At 60.1% G+C, this 16,741-nt stretch carries 17 protein-coding genes; 10 read left to right on the top strand and 7 right to left on the bottom strand.

Annotated elements, in window-relative coordinates; all coding sequences use genetic code 11:
- Nucleotides 1-6: 6 nt before the first annotated feature.
- Nucleotides 7-1,569, bottom strand: a complete 1,563-nt coding sequence (locus ACSQ2W_RS13360; RefSeq protein ID WP_436086669.1) for a DEAD/DEAH box helicase — start codon at nt 1,567-1,569, stop codon at nt 7-9.
- Nucleotides 1,570-1,868: 299 nt separating this feature from the next.
- On the bottom strand, nt 1,869-2,969 hold the full coding sequence (locus tag ACSQ2W_RS13365; protein ID WP_436086670.1) for a DNA alkylation repair protein: 1,101 nt from the start codon (nt 2,967-2,969) through the stop codon (nt 1,869-1,871).
- Between the two features lie 235 nt (nt 2,970-3,204).
- On the opposite strand from ACSQ2W_RS13365, the gene ACSQ2W_RS13370 reads away from it, so the two are divergent.
- Nucleotides 3,205-3,654, top strand: coding sequence for a host attachment protein (locus tag ACSQ2W_RS13370; protein ID WP_436087781.1), 450 nt, complete (start codon nt 3,205-3,207; stop codon nt 3,652-3,654).
- 9 nt (nt 3,655-3,663) lie between these two features.
- On the opposite strand, the gene ACSQ2W_RS13375 is transcribed toward ACSQ2W_RS13370, so the two are convergent.
- Nucleotides 3,664-5,250, bottom strand: a complete 1,587-nt coding sequence (locus tag ACSQ2W_RS13375; protein ID WP_436086671.1) for a trimethylamine methyltransferase family protein — start codon at nt 5,248-5,250, stop codon at nt 3,664-3,666.
- Nucleotides 5,251-5,365: 115 nt separating this feature from the next.
- Nucleotides 5,366-6,097: a tRNA (5-methylaminomethyl-2-thiouridine)(34)-methyltransferase MnmD gene (gene mnmD, locus ACSQ2W_RS13380; protein WP_436086672.1), complete on the bottom strand. Its 732-nt coding sequence runs from the start codon at nt 6,095-6,097 to the stop codon at nt 5,366-5,368.
- 38 nt (nt 6,098-6,135) lie between these two features.
- Here mnmD and ACSQ2W_RS13385 point away from each other — a divergent pair, with 38 nt between their 5' ends.
- Entirely contained in the window at nt 6,136-7,290 is a 1,155-nt protein-coding gene (locus ACSQ2W_RS13385) for an NAD(P)/FAD-dependent oxidoreductase (protein WP_436086673.1), read from the top strand.
- Nucleotides 7,291-7,320: 30 nt separating this feature from the next.
- Here the strand turns inward: ACSQ2W_RS13385 and ACSQ2W_RS13390 are convergent, their stop codons facing one another.
- Nucleotides 7,321-7,710: a PRC-barrel domain-containing protein gene (locus tag ACSQ2W_RS13390; RefSeq protein WP_436086674.1), complete on the bottom strand. Its 390-nt coding sequence runs from the start codon at nt 7,708-7,710 to the stop codon at nt 7,321-7,323.
- A 204-nt stretch (nt 7,711-7,914) separates the two neighbouring features.
- On the opposite strand from ACSQ2W_RS13390, the gene ACSQ2W_RS13395 reads away from it, so the two are divergent.
- The 5 genes from ACSQ2W_RS13395 to uraH all read left to right on the top strand — a co-directional run bounded on the left by ACSQ2W_RS13395 (nt 7,915) and on the right by uraH (nt 11,195).
- Complete coding sequence (locus tag ACSQ2W_RS13395) at nt 7,915-8,721, top strand: DUF1045 domain-containing protein (RefSeq protein WP_436086675.1); 807 nt, start codon at nt 7,915-7,917, stop codon at nt 8,719-8,721.
- Between the two features lie 122 nt (nt 8,722-8,843).
- Nucleotides 8,844-9,773, top strand: coding sequence for an allantoinase PuuE (puuE, locus tag ACSQ2W_RS13400; RefSeq protein ID WP_436086676.1), 930 nt, complete (start codon nt 8,844-8,846; stop codon nt 9,771-9,773).
- Nucleotides 9,773-10,276, top strand: coding sequence for a 2-oxo-4-hydroxy-4-carboxy-5-ureidoimidazoline decarboxylase (gene uraD, locus ACSQ2W_RS13405; RefSeq protein ID WP_436086677.1), 504 nt, complete (start codon nt 9,773-9,775; stop codon nt 10,274-10,276). Before puuE ends, uraD begins: the two co-directional genes overlap by 1 nt.
- A 42-nt stretch (nt 10,277-10,318) precedes the next feature.
- Nucleotides 10,319-10,816: an ureidoglycolate lyase gene (locus tag ACSQ2W_RS13410; protein ID WP_436086678.1), complete on the top strand. Its 498-nt coding sequence runs from the start codon at nt 10,319-10,321 to the stop codon at nt 10,814-10,816.
- 16 nt (nt 10,817-10,832) lie between these two features.
- A complete protein-coding gene (gene uraH / locus ACSQ2W_RS13415; protein ID WP_436086679.1) occupies nt 10,833-11,195 on the top strand; it encodes a hydroxyisourate hydrolase in 363 nt (120 codons plus the stop codon).
- Between the two features lie 2 nt (nt 11,196-11,197).
- Here the strand turns inward: uraH and ACSQ2W_RS13420 are convergent, their stop codons facing one another.
- Both ACSQ2W_RS13420 and ACSQ2W_RS13425 read right to left on the bottom strand, forming a co-directional pair.
- A complete protein-coding gene (locus ACSQ2W_RS13420; protein WP_436087782.1) occupies nt 11,198-12,334 on the bottom strand; it encodes an alpha-hydroxy acid oxidase in 1,137 nt (378 codons plus the stop codon).
- Nucleotides 12,335-12,448: 114 nt separating this feature from the next.
- Nucleotides 12,449-13,414 (bottom strand): helix-turn-helix domain-containing protein, encoded by a 966-nt coding sequence (locus ACSQ2W_RS13425; RefSeq protein WP_436086680.1) that lies wholly within the window; start codon nt 13,412-13,414, stop codon nt 12,449-12,451.
- Between the two features lie 157 nt (nt 13,415-13,571).
- On the opposite strand from ACSQ2W_RS13425, the gene ACSQ2W_RS13430 reads away from it, so the two are divergent.
- From ACSQ2W_RS13430 to ACSQ2W_RS13440, 3 genes are all read left to right on the top strand, one after another.
- Complete coding sequence (locus tag ACSQ2W_RS13430; RefSeq protein ID WP_436086681.1) at nt 13,572-14,804, top strand: ABC transporter substrate-binding protein; 1,233 nt, start codon at nt 13,572-13,574, stop codon at nt 14,802-14,804.
- A 151-nt stretch (nt 14,805-14,955) separates the two neighbouring features.
- Complete coding sequence (locus ACSQ2W_RS13435; RefSeq protein ID WP_436086682.1) at nt 14,956-15,864, top strand: carbohydrate ABC transporter permease; 909 nt, start codon at nt 14,956-14,958, stop codon at nt 15,862-15,864.
- Nucleotides 15,864-16,715, top strand: coding sequence for a carbohydrate ABC transporter permease (locus ACSQ2W_RS13440; RefSeq protein ID WP_436086683.1), 852 nt, complete (start codon nt 15,864-15,866; stop codon nt 16,713-16,715). Before ACSQ2W_RS13435 ends, ACSQ2W_RS13440 begins: the two co-directional genes overlap by 1 nt.
- Nucleotides 16,716-16,741 lie beyond the last annotated feature (26 nt).

Raw genomic sequence — 16,741 nt, forward strand, 5'->3', positions numbered from 1 at the left:
CGAGGCTTATGCTTCGTCGCGGCGCTGTCCGTTGCCGTTGGCGCGGCGGCGCTGGCCTTGCGCACCGGCGCCGTTGCCGCTTTCGCGGCTCTGATTGCCAGCGGCATTGCCGCCGTGGTTGCGGTTGCGCCATTCGCCCTGCTTCTGGCCGGGGCGTCCATTGCGGTTGCCGCCCGGGCGCTTGGCAAGCGCCTGTTCGTGCGCGGCCTGTGCCGCCGGGCCCTGACCCTTGCGGTGCTGCTTCTTCTGCTGGCCTTCGCCAGTTACAAGAAGATCGTCGCCTGCAAACGGGCTTGGAGCCGAACGTTCGGCGCGGTGCACATTGTCGCTGCCGCCCTGTGGGCGCGGGCGGCGTTCGTTGTGGCCGTTGCCGGCGGGGCGTGACGCGTTGCGGGCGCCATTGCCGCCGCGGGCACCCTTCGGGCGGGCGCGGTCGGCAGGAACTTCGCCGCTCGCAACAGCGATGTCGATTTTCATCAGGCGTTCGATATCGCGCAACAGGCGGATTTCGTCCGGAGCGCAGAAGGCGATGGCAATACCGTCGCGACCGGCGCGAGCGGTACGGCCGATACGGTGCACATAGGCGTCCGGCACTTCCGGCAGATCATAGTTGTAAACGTGGGTGACGCCCGGGATATCGATGCCACGCGCAGCGACGTCGGTTGCGACGAGAACGCGCGTCTCGCCGTCACGGAATGCCTTGAGCGCCCGTTCGCGCTGACCCTGGCTCTTGTTGCCATGGATCGATGCGACGGAGTAGCCGACATGCTCCAGATGCTTCATCAGTTTCTCGGCGCCGTGCTTGGTGCGCGAAAAGACCATGGCGCGGCCGTCCGGGTTGTCGGTCAACGTCTTCTTCAGGATTTCGGTCTTCTGGCTGGCGCCGGCGACGAAGTGAACATACTGCTCTACCTTGTCGGCAGCCTTGCCCGGAGGCGAAACTTCGACGCGCTTTGGGTTGCTCAGATATTCGCTGGCAAGCTCGGCAATTGCCTTTGGCATCGTTGCCGAAAACAGCAGCGTCTGGCGGTTCTTCGGAACCAGCTTGGAAATCTTGCGCAGGTCATGGATGAAGCCGAGGTCCAGCATCTGGTCGGCTTCGTCGAGAACGAGATAGCGAGCCTGGGTCAGGGTCACTGCCTTGCGAGCAATGAGGTCAAGAAGACGGCCGGGCGTGGCGACAAGAATGTCGACGCCGCGGGCGAGCTGCTCGGACTGCTTGTTGATAGATGCGCCGCCGACGACGAGGCCGATCTTGATCGGGGTCTTCTTGACGAAGTCCTTCAGGTTTGCGGCGATCTGGTTCACCAGCTCACGGGTCGGAGCGAGAACAAGGGCGCGAATGTTGCGCGGATCGGGACGCTTGCCGTCGGCGAGCATCTTTTCGATCATCGGCAGGCCGAAAGCGGCCGTCTTGCCGGTGCCTGTCTGGGCAAGACCGATAAGGTCATGGCCTTCCATCACGAGCGGGATCGCTTCAGCCTGAATTGGCGTCGGCGTTTCGAACCCCAGGGAGGAGAGGGTCGAAAGAACATGCTCGGAGAGGCCAAGGTCTTTAAAAGTGGTCAATGTATTACCTTTTCGGGGGCGCAAAACGAACATCGCCGGAACTGCACCATGCGGTTCCGGTTTCGCCTTGCGTCAAGAACCCCGCGTGATTTGGGAACTTGTGGGTTGATTAAGCTGTCTGCGCTGCATCTTGCCGCGTTTGGCAAGACATTCTGTGTTGCGCTTATCCTTCGGTACGGATCTGTGAAATCCCGCAGGGCTCGCTCACGCGGCGGCCGGAAGGTGACGCTGCCCCCATGTCGTTGTTTTACCGTCAAAAGTCAAGGGGTAGTTTTTTGCAGGTGCGAAGAGCGTTGCCCTCATGCCATGACGAGCTGAAATTCACCGCCTGCCAGGACTGCGCCGTTTGCCAGGATCTCGAGCCGGTGGCCGCCGGGGTAATATTGCCGCGTGGTGATGGCGCGGATGGAATGCTGGCGGGGCATTTCCACGGTTTCACCGGGGGTGAGCGTGAGGCTCTTCCACTTGAAGACTTTGGGCGCAAGGCTGCCATTGGCTTTGCGATGGTGGATTGCGTAGTCGATCATCACCTGCTGCGATGCAGCACCCTGATTGGTGACGGCCAGCGTGAAGGCGAGCGGATTACCGAAATCGACGCTGCCCGTCTGGATGTTCAAAGTTGCCATGATGCCGGAAAGCGGCGCAAAGCCGAAATTTGCAAGAGCTGCCGCATGTCCCTTTTTCAACAGTGTTCGCGAGGCGTGGCGCAGCAATTGCCGCCGCTCCGACGATGCGCCCTCGACATGCCGTGCCACGAAATCGGCGACCAGATCCGGGTGGTCCTTGGCAATATCGTTCAGGCTGTTGGCAACAGAGCGGCGCACATATTCCTCCGGGTCATCGAGAAGTACGGTCAGGATCGACAGGATCGGCTGCGGATCGCGCATCAGCGCGGGCAGGCGCATCGCCCACGGTAGGCGCGGTCGCGTTCCCTCCGAAGCGAGACGACGGACATGGTGGTTTTCGTCATCTGTCCAGCGGCGGATCGTCGCGAGCGCGCGATCCTGATCCGCGTCGATAAAGGGCCGGATACCGAACTCCGCCGTGAAATGCGGCGTCAGTTGTTTCAGCAGATCAAGCGAGAGATCGAAGTCATCGAGACCCCTTTGCGCCACGAACTGGCTGACCGGCAGGAGCGCCCAGCCTGTCAGGCCCGACCGTCCCACCTGCGGCAGGCTCGCCGATAGAATGGCTGCCGCTCTGGCAAATTCAGCCGGTAAGGTTTCAACCAATGCGTCGCGAATCTGTATCGATCGCTGCATGAGTTCCAGTTGTTGCATGTCACGTGTCGCGAGACTGAAGAAGCGGGCCTTATCGAACGCACCGGCGTTGACAGCGATGAACTCTGCCAACGTTGCGACGAGGGCCGGATGCAGGAGGTTCTTCAGAGGTTCAGGCATGGGGTCTGTCCAATACACGATTTCGCCGGGACATAGGTGCTGATTCGATGGTAATATAGATGGGGTTTTCGCTTTCAGAGAGATTTGGGTTTGCCGGATTTTTCGGGAACCTTCCTTTTCCCCCGCGCGTTGACCCTCTTCAGGTGCCTTGCATCACGAGGCACGGCCGCGTTCAGTCGCAGCGCCGCCGGTGTTGCGTCATATGGACGTCGGCGTGGTTATGCTCAAGGAGCGAATAATGACGACGACATGGCTTCTTGCTGCCGATGGCAATCAGGCGCGCCTTTTGAAGGGCGTGAATTTTCTCAAAGATGGACCACAGAATCCCGAGCAGGAAATCTTTCAGCTGGATACCAAGCGTGCCCAGGACATCATGGCCGACAAGCCTGGGCGAAGCCATTCGTCTGTTGGTCATGGTCGCTCGGCGATGGAATATTCGAGCGATCCGGTGCGCGGGGAACAAGAGAGGTTCACCTCGGATGTGGCCAGCAAGCTCGATACCTATGCACGGAAAGGGGCCTTCGACCGCCTCGTGCTTTGCGCAGCTCCCCAGACGCTGGGTTATTTTCGCTCCATACTCTCCGCTGCTACGCGTGCGAAAACCACGGTGGAAATCAACAAGGACTACAGCGGCATGCCCACCGACAAATTGATCTCGTCGGTTCGTTCGGCAATGTCGAGCTGACCCTTCTCCTTAAAAGTCTGTCGGAACGCCGCCCTCGGCCTTCCGGCGGGCAACGAAGGCGTCGAGTTCCTCTTCGATGGCCGGGTCGAGTGGAGGGCGCTCATATTCGTTCAGCTTTTCCTTGAAGACGCGGTTGGCGTGATCATAGGTCGTCGGTCGTCCGGCTTCCGTCCATGTCTCGAAATTGCGCCAATCGGACAAGATCGGAGAGTAGAAGGCCCTTTCATACCGCGCGAGCGTGTGCGCGGTGCCGAAATAGTGGCCACCCGGACCGACCTCGCGGACAGCGTCGAGACCAAGCGCATCCTCGCTGACGTCGAGCGGTTTCAGGAATTCGGCGACCATCTGCAGCATATCGACATCGAGGACGAACTTCTCGAAGGATGCCGTCAGGCCGCCTTCGCTCCAACCAGCCGCGTGCATGATGAAGTTGCCGCCACCCTGCGTCAGCGCCCAGAGCGACAGGACCGATTCGTAGGCCGCCTGCGCATCGAGCGTGTTCGAAGCGTTGGTGTTGGATGTGCGGTAGGGGATCTTGTAGCGGCGGGCGAGCTGACCGCCGGCGATAACGGCCTTCATGTATTCCGGCGTGCCGAAGGCGGGCGCACCGGTCTTCATGTCGACGTTCGAGGTGAACCCGCCATACATGACAGGTGCGCCACGCCTTACCATCTGGGTAAACGCGATGCCGGCCAGCGCCTCGGCATTCTGCTGCACGACCGCACCTGCGATCGTCACCGGGGCCATGGCGCCAGCCAGGGTGAAGGGCGTGACAACAACCACTTGGTTGCGCGACGACATTTCGATGATGCCCTGGAGCATCGGCCCGTCGAGGCGCAGTGGCGACGAGGTGTTGATGATGGTGAAGAGCGATGGCTCGCGTTCCATCTGTTCGGCGGTGATGCCGCGGCCGATGCGGGCGATTTCCAAAGCGTCGAGATTGCGCTGTGCCCCAAGCGAATAGCAGTGGAAGACTTTGTCGGTGAGTTTCACCATGTCCGAGAGGCAATCGAGATGGCGCACCGAGGCGTGGATATCGACCGGCTCGACCGGATAGCCTCCGGTCGTGTGAATGATGTCATAGGACTGCGCGAGCTTCACCAGCTTGCGATAGTCCTCCTGGTTGCCGGCCCGGCGCCCGCCTTCCCGGTCGGCAACGAAGGGGGCTGAGGCGATCTGCGCGAAGACGAGATTGTTACCGCCGATCTCGACATTGCGGATCGGGTTGCGGGCATGCATGGTGAAGCCGGATGGAACGGACGAGATCATATCCATGATCAGCCCGCGATCGAAACGGACACGATCGGTGCCAGGCGTCACGTCGGCGCCGGCGGCTTTCATTCGGGCGCGGGCTTCCGGCAGGATGACGTCCATGCCGATTTCCTCGAGGATCGTCAGCGAGGCATTGTGAATGGCCTCCAGCGCGTCGTCGGTCAAAACGGTGGATTTTTCCATCGTATTGACAAGATTGAGATATTTTGAATTTCCTGGGCCTTTTCGCAGCCGGTCGGCACCGCGCCCGCCGGTTCGGCGGCGGCGTTCTAGGGGAGCGTCCGAGCCGGTCAAAAAGGAGTGCGGAAATTCGTTCTCGCTCATGGCTTTTCCATCAGTTAGGACAGAAAGTCATGGTGCAGTTTCGATGCGCTGCATGCGCCACCATTTGCGACAGCAGACTTCCTTGGCAGAGAAGGGTGGTTGTAAACGCCGGATTTTACGCGACGCGGGATGTCGCTTTCACGCCGCAAAGCATTTCGCGCTTGCTGCCGAAGCCGGGACGGCGATCGATCGCGAAGCCTGCCGCCTCAAGATTGCGGCGGACGAAGCCGGCCGCGGCATAAGTGGCAAAGGTACCGCCATCGACCGTCTTACCGTGGATGAGATGCATCAGCTCTTCCGACCACATGTCCGGATTGCGCCGTGGCGCAAAACCGTCGAGATACCAGGCATCGAACAGGCCGGAGAAACGGTCGATCTCGTCGAGGGCTACGCCACAGACGACGGTCAGGCGCATGCCGCCGAAATCAAGGTCGACAATGCCGCTTGGTTGCTCCGGCCATTGCGCGCCGAGAGCTTGCCGTTCCGCGTCAATTTCCGGCCAGCGTGACAACGCCCGATCGATCTCGCCGGGGCGCATCGGAAAGCGTTCGAACGAGACGAAGTGAAGCTCTCCGCCTTCGGTGCGGGTTCCTTTCCATTGCCGCCAGGTTTCGCAGAAGTTCAGGCCGGTACCGAAGCCGAGTTCGCCGATGCGGAATTCGCCCGGCCGCCGCCAGCGCTCCGGCAGGCGATTGCCAGAGAGAAACACATGGCCGCATTCCAGCCGGCCATCCTCGCGGCAATAAAAATGGTCGCCAAACTCTTGCGAATAGGGCATATCGCCTTCGCGCCATTCAAGCGTTTGCTGATCCGGCACTGCCGTATTTTCCAGGTTCTCGCGGTTCATGGCGAAGCGATAATCTGCCTATCTGAGAAGGTCAATCGATGACGGATCTGTTGATCATCGGCGGCGGAATCATGGGGCTCTGGGCCGGCGTGATGGCCGAACGAGCCGGATTGCGGACCCTGCTTGTCGAACGCAAGGCGATCGGCGCCGGGGCAAGCGGCGGCGTGCTCGGCGCGCTCATGCCGCATATGCCGGATCGGTGGAACGCAAAGAAGCAGTTCCAGTTCGACGCGCTCATTTCTCTCGAGGCCGAAATTGCGACGCTTGAGGCGGCGACGGGGCTCTCGGCAGGCTATCGCCGTTCCGGGCGTCTCATGCCTCTGGCAAAGCCGCATCTGCGCACGATTGCCCTTCGCCATGAACAGGATGCGATCGTCAACTGGCGTGCCGGCGACCGGCAATTCCACTGGCACGTCGGCGATCGACCCCCGGTTGAGGGGTGGTTGGTTAGCGCTTTTGCCGAAAGCGGCGTCGTGTTTGATACGCTGGCCGCCAGGGTCGCGCCGCGACCGTTCCTTGCCATGCTCTCGATATATTTGCGCCAGTCAAAACATATCCGGATCGAGGAGGGGCGGGACCTCGTTCATATCGATCCCGTTGCAGGGCGCGCGGATTTTGCCGATGGGAGCACAGAGGCCTTCGGTGATTGCATCATCGCAAACGGTGTTGACGCATTCTCCTTCCTGGATGGTTTGGCGGGTCCGCCTGGTTCAAGCGGCACGGGCGTCAAGGGGCAGGCGGCGTTGCTGAAAGCCGATATCGATCCGAGCCTGCCGGTCGTCTTCACCGATGGGCTTTACATCGTGCCACATGAAAACGGCATGGTCGCTGTCGGCAGCACCAGTGAAAACACCTTCGACGCACCTTTTTCAACGGACGAGCAACTTGATGCCCTGCTGGCTCGTGCGGAGGACCTTGTGCCGCGCATTCGCAACGCCCCAGTCATCGAGCGCTGGGCAGGCGTGCGACCGAAGGCGATCGGACGCGATCCGATGGCCGGGCGGCATCCGGATCATCAGCGCATCCATGCCCTGACCGGCGGCTTCAAGATCAGTTTCGGTATCGCGCATCAGTTGGCATCGACCGTGATCGGTGAAATCTGCGGCGAAACGGACGATGCCCTGCCCGCATCGTTCCGCTGCCGGGCTCATTTCGATCTTTTGGTGTCGGAAAAAGCAAAGGCCCCGCAGTAGCGAGGCCCGGAGCAGTCACCTGCTATTTGCCTACATCCAGTAGGGCGGGACGCCGTAATAGTCATAGACGCGGCGACCGTTTTCCTTGTTCCATTCATATTCGTCGTCGCCGTGGTACTTCGGTGCGTTCTCGACCTGCTCGCGCGTCAAATCCGTGCGATAGCCGCCGAGATTTTCATCGTAAGTGAGCTTGGCCCACGGTATAGGGTAGTGATCCTCGCCCATGCCAAGGAAACCGCCGAAAGCGAGAACAGCGTAGGAAACACGCCCGCTGCGCTTTTCGATGATGACGCGTTCGATCGAGCCGATGTGCTTGCCATCCAGACCGTAAACGCGGGTACCCTCGACCTTGTCGCTGGCAATCAGATCGTGGGTTTCCCTGATGTCGGCGTCCTGACGATTGGTATCTTGGTAAGTCACGATTCTTCTCCGTTTTTGGTGGTACCGCAGACAAAACGAAGCAAAAGCTGGTTGGTTCCGACAAAATTTGCGGGTTTTTTCCGAGAAATCTGAGGTTTTCGGACTGAGTTGATTGCGGCTGGTTGGCGACCATTATTATTCGTCATTCTGTCACGCAAATCACGTAACCCCGCTCGCATATTGAGTTGCAACGGAGCGGAGCCGATGCGGTACGCCATCTATTTTACGCCGTCGATCTATGATCCTTTGTCGGTCGCAGCGGCAAGCTGGCTTGGCCGTAACGTCTATTCCGGCGAAGCGCCGGAGGCGCCGTCGATCGCCGGCTTCAGTCGGCAGGAGCTGGCGTTCCATACGGCCGTGCCGCGCCGTTATGGGTTTCACGGCACCATCAAGGCGCCGTTCCGACTTCATTCGGAGACCAGCGAGGCGGCGTTGCTGAAAGCCATGATGCATTTTGCCAGCACCGTGACGCCGTTTGAAATTCCTCGCATGGAAATCGCAAGGCTTGGCGAGTTCTACGGCTTGGCGCCCTCGGCTCCGTGTGAGCAGATGAACCATCTTGCCGCCTCGGTCGTTCAGACGTTCGACATGTTCCGTGCGCCGCTGAGTGACGCGGAGATCGAACGGCGGGATCCGGACCGTCTGACAGCGCCGCAGTTCTCCAATCTGCATCGCTGGGGCTACCCTCATGTGATGGATGAGTTTCGGTTTCACATGATGCTGACGGGACCGATACATCCCAATCTCAACGCCCGGTTCGAACGGGCGCTTCGCGACTATTTCGAACCTTTGCTGAACGAGCCCTTGAAGATTTCCAGCCTTGCGCTCTTTATCGAGCCGGAGGCCGGCGCGCCGCTGCGTGTCCACTCGCAGCACCCGCTCGGAAAACTCTCTGCGCATCGGCCGGTTGCTGCCACAGCGCGGGTGAGTGCGACGGCGATATCGGACGCGCCGCGCGCGTCCGGGACAAAGGCGGCGCTCGCCGCTCGCCTTCTGCAGGCGAATTGCTGAATGGGTGTTGCAGTTGACGCAATAGCATGTTCCCGCCTTGGATAGACTGCGATTTTCGCCATTTTGACTTCGATTTTCCGGCCACGGATGCTACCGTTCCGGTAAATTCGAAGGGTGATTTGATGGCAGAGCAATCCTATCCGCGTAATCTCATCGGCTACGGCCGCAATCCTCCGCAGGTTCGCTGGCCGGGCGATGCGCGCATCGCGGTGCAGTTCGTGGTCAACTACGAGGAAGGCGGCGAAAGTAGCATTCTCGACGGCGACAAGGCGTCCGAATCGCTGCTGTCGGAAATAGTCGGCGCGCAACCCTGGCCCGGCCAGCGCAATCTCAACATGGAGTCGATCTACGAATACGGCGCCCGTGCCGGCTTCTGGCGGCTCTGGCGGATGTTCACCAGCCGCAATGTCGATGTGACGGTCTATGGTGTGACGCTTGCCATGGCGCGCAATCCGGAAGCGGTCGCCGCCATGAAGGAAGCGGGCTGGGAGATCGCCAGCCATGGCTATCGCTGGCTGGAATACAAGGATTTTCCGGAAGAAGAAGAGCGCAGACACATCCGCGAAGCCGTGCGTCTGCACAAGGAACTGACCGGTTCGCATCCGCTCGGCCTCTATCAGGGCAAGCCGTCGAACAACACATTGAAACTTGTTCTGGAGGAGGGCGGCTTCGTCTATTCCTCCGACAGCTATGCCGATGAACTGCCCTATTGGGTTCCCGGCCTCACCAAGGACAATCCGCATCTGATCATCCCCTACACGCTCGATGCAAACGACATGCGTTTTGCGACACCGCAGGGCTTCAATTCCGGTGACCAGTTCTTCGCCTATCTGAAGGACACCTTCGACGTGCTCTATGCGGAGGGCAAGGAAGGCAGTCCCAAGATGATGAATGTCGGCCTCCACTGTCGCCTTGTCGGCCGCCCCGGCCGGGCGGCGGCGCTTGCCCGTTTCATTGACTATGTCTTGGGCCACGAGAAGGTCTGGACCCCCAAGCGGATCGATATTGCCCGGCACTGGTATGAGCATCACAAGCCGGAAGGCGGTTTGTGATGAGCGCACGCGAAAACTTTGTCGCGCGCTTTGGCGGTGTCTTTGAGCATTCGCCCTGGGTGGCGGAACGGGCCTTCGATCAAAATCCGCATGTTGCGCTGACGGCCGACGGCGTGCATGCGGCGCTCGTGACAACGTTCCGTGCTGCCGCGCATGCCGAGCGCCTTGCGGTTCTAAGGGCGCATCCCGATCTTGCGGGAAGACTGGCGATCGCAGGAGAGTTGACCGAGGACTCGAAGTCAGAACAGGCGTCCGCCGGGCTCGACCGGTTGACACCTTCCGAACATGCTCGTTTCACCGAACTGAACGCTGCCTACACCGAAAAATTCGCATTTCCCTTCATTATCGCCGTGAAGGGGCTGAACAAGGACGATATTCTGTCTGCCTTCGAAAGGCGGATTGACAATGACCGGCAAGAGGAATTTGAGACGGCTTCAGCGCAGGTCGAAAAGATCGCGCTCTTGCGTTTGCGTTCCATGCTTCCGGGAGAAGACAATGTCTGACACTATGCCGCCACGCTTCTCTGTGGCGGGACCGGCAATCTGATGCCGCTGCTCTTGACGATCGAGCCTCTGACGCAGGCCGCTTTTGCTCCCTTTGGCACGGTCATCGAAGTGGACCCGGCATCCATGCGCCTGATCAACGGTGGCTCGACCGAGCGGTTTCACGCGCTTGCCTATGTCGATGTGACGGGCGAAGGCGGCCGCGTGATCATCAACATTTTTCGCGGCCAGCCGCGCAGCTTCCCCTATAGTCTGACGATGATGGAACGCCATCCGTTGGGGTCGCAGAGCTTTTCGCCGATCGGCGGCGGTTCGTGGCTGGCTGTCGTCGCGCCGGACGACAACGGCAAACCGGGTTTCCCGCGCGTTTTCCTTGCGACCGGGAGCCAGGGTGTCAACTATGGCCGCAATGTCTGGCACCATCCGCTGATGGCCGTCGAGGCGGTCAGCGATTTCCTGGTTGTGGATCGCGAGGGTCCGGGCAACAATCTGGTCGAAGTCTTTTACGACGAGCCCTTCATCATTCCCAATCCTGTGTGAGTGCGAGCAAATCCCAATGAGCAAATCCGGCCGCCTGACAACCCACGTCCTCGATACCGCACTCGGCAAACCGGCGCAGGGTCTGAAGATCGACCTGTTTGTCATCGAAGGAGATCAGCGCCGCCTGCTGCGGACGGTCGAAACCAACAGCGACGGTCGGGTCGATGGGCCGATGCTGGAGGGGGAGGCGTTCTCGGTTGGAACTTACGAATTGCTGTTCCACGCAGGGGACTATCTGCGCGCAACGGGCGCCAGTTTGCCGAAACCCGCTTTCCTCGATCTCATTCCGCTACGCTTTGGAATCGCAGATGCGGCAAGCCACTATCACGTGCCGTTGCTTCTTTCGCCGTTCAGCTACTCGACCTATCGAGGGAGTTGAAGTTACTCTGCGATCACATCCCGGTTGATATCCCGGATATCCCGCTTGCCGCAGAGCGCCATGGTGATGTCGAGCTCCTTGCGGATGATATCCAGCGCAAGCGTGACGCCGGCCTTGCCGCCCGCTCCGAGGCCGTAGAGGAAGGGGCGGCCGATATAGGTGCCCTTGGCGCCGAGTGCGACCGCTTTCAACACATCCTGACCGGAGCGGATACCGCCGTCCATGTGAACCTCGACCACGTCGCCGACCGCATCGACAATTTTCGGCAGCATACTGATGGAGGAGGGGGCTCCGTCGAGTTGGCGGCCGCCATGATTGGAAACGATGATCGCGTCGGCGCCGGTTCGTGCCGCCATCTTCGCGTCCTCGACGTCGAGAATTCCTTTGAGGATCAGCGGCCCGCCCCACATCTCCTTGATCTCAGCCACATTTTCCCATGAAAGCCGCGGATCGAACTGCTCCGCCGTCCAGACTGAAAGCGACGAGAGATCGGAGACATTCTTGGCGTGGCCGACGATGTTGCCGAAGCTGCGGCGCTTGGTCTGCAGCATCTGCATGCACCAGAGCGGCCGCGTCGCCATCTGCCAGATGTGTTTTGGCGTGAACTTTGGAGGCGCGGACAGGCCGTTGCGCAGGTCCTTATGGCGCTGGCCGAGGACCTGCAGGTCGAGCGTCAGCACCAGCGCCGAGCATTTTGCCGCCTTGGCGCGGTCGATCAGGTTCTTGACGAAGTCGCGGTCGCGCATGACGTAGAGCTGGAACCAGAAAGGCTTGGTCGTGGCGGAGGCGACATCCTCGATCGAGCAGATGCTCATCGTCGACAGCGTGAAGGGCACGCCGAATTCCTCTGCTGCCTGCGCCGCCAGCATCTCGCCATCGGCATGCTGCATGCCGGTCAAACCGGTCGGTGAAAGCGCCAACGGCATGGAAACCTTCTGGCCGATCATCGTGCTTTCGAGCGACCGGTTGGTCATATCGACCAGCACCCGCTGGCGCAGCTTGATCTTGGAAAAATCTTCCTCGTTGGCGCGGTATGTGCTTTCGGTCCAGGCGCCGCTATCGGCATAATCGAAGAACATCTTCGGGACGCGGCGCCTGGCGGCGGCTTTGAGATCGCGGATTTCGAGGATTTTGGACATGGCGCGGGCTTCCATCTCAAGGGATGGTTCGGCCATACCATGTTTCGCGAACTGTTGTTAAGGGTCTGGATCGGCAAGAGGTAAAATAAATTTACCTCTTTTGTCATTCGACTTTCAGTCGTGTGCCGCAATTTGCCCGTTGGCCGTCGCATGAACCTCGCGCGCCCGTGGCGGCTTCGCAAGGCGGCGCCGGAAGGTGCCGGGCTTCGTGCCGAACCGGTCGTGGAAGGCTTCATAGAAGCGGGAGAGCGAACCGAAACCCGCCTCGAAGGCGACGCTCGTGATCGGCAGGTCTGTCGAAATGAGCAGTGATTGGGCGGTGTCGAGGCGATGGCGGACGATTGATTGGTTGATGGTCATGCCGACAGTGCGCTTGAAGATGCCCATGGCATAGTTCGGATGCAGACCGACATCGCGTCCCACGTCCTCGGCGGTGACGTTTTCCAAGGCATGTTCGGTGATGAAGCGCATCATCCGCTCGACATGGAACATGCGGTCGGCGTCGTGATGCTCGAAAGAGGCGATGGCCGATCCCTGCTCGCGTAGGTCGCGCCAGCCTTCGCGGTCGAGTCGGCGTACGCGGGCGCCCAGTTCCTCTCGGACGATTTGTTCCAGCTCCTCATCGCCCGACAGAAGCTCCTCGCGCCAGCGCATGAAGATGTCGCGGTCATAGGGGCGGATATCGAGCGCCTCGATCATCGCGCCGCGAAAGACTGCGTCGCGGAACCGGCTGAGGCTCGGCAGCGCCAGAAAGACCGACATCGGCACATAGAGGCAGATGAACCGCGTCGGCTCTTTTATGTCCGTCACCTGATGCGGGATCATGCCCCAGAACAGGCATAGCCGTCCCTCGGAGACGCTGAGTTCGCGTCCGTCGAACCAATAGGTCATCTCGCCTTCGAGCACGAAATTCAGCTCGATCTGGCTGTGCATGTGCGGGCCTTCCATTCGCCGCACGTTGATATTGTCGCCAGCGCAGAAACGGTGATCGCCGAAGACGACCAGCGGATGCGCCGGGTCGCGTTCCGGGTGGACCGGTGTTGCACCGAGCCTGTTCACGAGTTTCGGGCGCCGCGTCATTTCATATCCCGCTGATGTTAGAAAACCGGAAGTTTATGTCGAAATGTCGGAAGAAGATTGCGGGTTTCGGCAGCAAGGTCAAGCGGCTCATGCGGAAAGAGGAACAAGACAGCCGCAGGAGGCAACGGCACCACACGCTGATCCTTGGGAGGATAGAATGATTTCTTTTAAAGCCGCCACCGGGCTCGTGCTCGGCTATGCGCTTACCATGTCTGCAGCCTTTGCAGGCGAACTCGTCATCAACTCCGACCAGTCCGATCCGGCGCCGAAAAAGGCGATGGAAACGCTGCTTGAAGGCTTCAAGGCTGCCCATCCGGACGTCACCGTCAAGTGGAACAATTTCGACCACGAAGGCTACAAATCCGCGATCCGCAACTTCCTGACCGCTGACGCGCCCGATGTCGTCGCCTGGTATTCCGGTAACCGCATGGCCCCCTTCGTCAAGGCCGGCCTGTTCGAGGATGTCACTGACCTCTGGGCCGAAAACAAGCTGGACGATCAGTTGAAATCCGCCGTCAAGTCGATGGAAATCGACGGCAAGAAATGGGGCATCCCCTATTCCTACTATCAGTGGGGCATCTACTATCGGAAAGACATCCTCGCAGAGCAGGGCATCACGCCGCCGAAGAACTGGGCCGAACTGATCGCCGCCTGTGAGAAGCTGAAGACAGCCGGCATCACGCCCTTTGCAATCGGCACCAAGGCGCTGTGGCCGACCGGGGGCTGGTTCGACTATTTGAACCTGCGCGTCAATGGTTACGAGTTCCACATGGACCTGACCGCCGGCAAGGTTCCCTACACCGATCCGAAAGTGAAGGCGGTGTTCGAGAAATGGGCCGAGCTGGTGAAGCCCGGCTATTTCCTTGAAAACCATGCGGCGATCGACTGGCAGGACGCCATTCCGCAATTCGTCCAGGGCAAGGCGGCGATGTACCTGATGGGCAACTTCGCCGTGGCCGCCATGAAGGATGGCGGATTGAAAGACGACCAGATCGGCTTCCTGCAGTTCCCGGAAATCACCCCCGGCATTCCGATGGCGGAAGATGCGCCGACCGAATCCTTCCACATCCCCTCGGGTGCGAAGAACAAGGAAGATGCCCGCAAGTTCCTCGCCTATCTGGCAACGCCCGAGGCCCAGACCAAGATGAACGAGGTCCTGGGACAGCTTCCGGTCAACAACCAGTCCGCCAAGTCTGAAGATCCGTTCCTGAAGGCCGGGTTTGAAATGCTGGCAAATGCCTATGCGCTTGCCCAGTTCTACGACCGCGACGCCCCGGCTGAAATGGCCAAGGCCGGCATGGAAGGCTTCCAGCAGTTCATGGTCAAGCCCGACAATGTGGATGCGATCCTCGAGCGCCTCGAAAAGGCACGCGGACGTATCTACAAGTAATCTTCAAATCGGCACCAGCCCCTCATCCGCCCTCCTTTTTAGACAAGAAGGGCGGGCACCTTCTCCCCGCAGGCGGGGAGAAGGCTAGGGTGAGGGGCAGATACCGGGATTGCGGTCGATTGTTTTCAAACTACTTCAACAAAGGGCAGCGATGAGCAGCACCGTTCCCGCGGCATCCGGTTTCTGGAAGCGCAACCAGCAGCGACTTGCGCCCTGGCTGTTCCTGGCGCCCGGCATGATCATGTTTTCGATCTATGTGATCATCCCGATCTTCCAGTCGATCTGGATCAGCTTCTACGACTGGGACGGGCTCGGCCCGAAAACCTGGATCGGCGTAGCCAACTATGTCGAACTTCTCGATGATGAAGCGTTCTACACTTCGCTGAAAAACAACATCCTGTGGCTGGTGCTCTATCTGCTCGCTGTTCCGGCGGGGCTTGCGGTGGCGCTGTTTCTCAATCAGACGGTCACCGGGATCAGGCTGTACAAGTCGCTGTTCTTCTTTCCCTTCGTCATCAGCCAGGTTGTCGTCGGCCTGATCTTCACCTGGTTCTACGCGCCGGATTTCGGCCTTCTCTCGGCGCTGATCAAGACACTGACCGGCCAAAGCATCGCCATCCTTGCGGACGAGCGTTATGTCACGCTGGGCATCATCGCCGCCGGCCTCTGGCCGCAGATTGCCTATTGCATGATCCTCTACCTGACCGGTCTCAACAACATCAACCCGGAGCAGGTGGAGGCCGCGCGCATGGACGGTGCGAGGGGCTGGTCGCTGCTGTGGCACATCATCCTGCCGCAGCTCGGTCCCGCCACCTTCATTGCCATCGTCGTTACCGTCATTGGCGCGTTGCGCTCCTTCGACCTGGTCTCGATCATGACGGATGGTGGCCCCTACGGCTCAAGCCGCGTGCTTTCGTTCTACATGTATGAGCAGGCGCTGTCGGAATACGGCTACCGCATGGGCTATGGTGCGGCGATCGCCGTTGTCCTCTTCATGATCATGATGATCTTCATCACCCTGTTCATCGTGCGCATGCTGATGCGGGAAAGGCACGCCTGATGTTTCCGACCCCTGTCCAGAAGGCTTCCCCCTGGGTACGCCATGCCTATACGATCATCCTGCCGATCGCATTGATCGTCTGGCTGCTGCCTTTGATCGGCGTTGCCATCACCTCGGTCCGGCCGTCCGCGGATCTGGCCGCCGGAAACTATTTCGGCATGCCCTCGCGCTTCGCCGGCATCGACAACTATACGGCGGTCTTCAGGGATTCGCCGATTGGCTGGTACATCCTCAACTCTTTCCAGGTGACGATCCCGACGGTGATCGGCGCGGTCGGGCTCGCCTGCCTGTCGGGCTTTGCCTTGGCGGTCTACAAGTTCCGCGCCAATCTGCTGATCTTCTTCCTGTTCGTCGCCGGCAACTTCATCCCCTTTCAGATCCTGATGGTGCCGGTGCGCGACATGACCCTGAAGGCGGGGCTCTACGACAGCATCACCGGTCTCGTCCTCTTCCACGTCGCGTTCCAGACCGGCTTCTGCACGCTGTTCATGCGCAATTTCATCACGTCGCTTCCTTTTGCACTGATCGAATCCGCCCGTGTCGAGGGCGTCAGCGAATGGCGGATTTTTCGCTATATCGTCCTGCCGCTGATGCGTCCGGCGATCGCCGCCCTGTCGGTGCTGGTCTTCACCTTCATCTGGAACGACTATTTCTGGGCGACGGTGCTGGTGCAGGGGCAGCATGCCATGCCGGTGACGGCCGGGCTTTATTCGCTGAACGGCCAGTGGATCGCCGCCTGGCATCTGGTGTCGGCCGGCTCCATCGTTGCCGCCATGCCGCCGGTCCTGATGTTCTTCCTGATGCAGAGACATTTCATCGCCGGGCTGACGCTGGGAGCGACCAAGGGATGATCGCTGCATTTTCTACATTTCAACTT

The organism is Pararhizobium sp. LjRoot255 (assembly GCF_964252905.1).
Taxonomy (GTDB): Bacteria; Pseudomonadota; Alphaproteobacteria; order Rhizobiales; family Rhizobiaceae; genus Pararhizobium.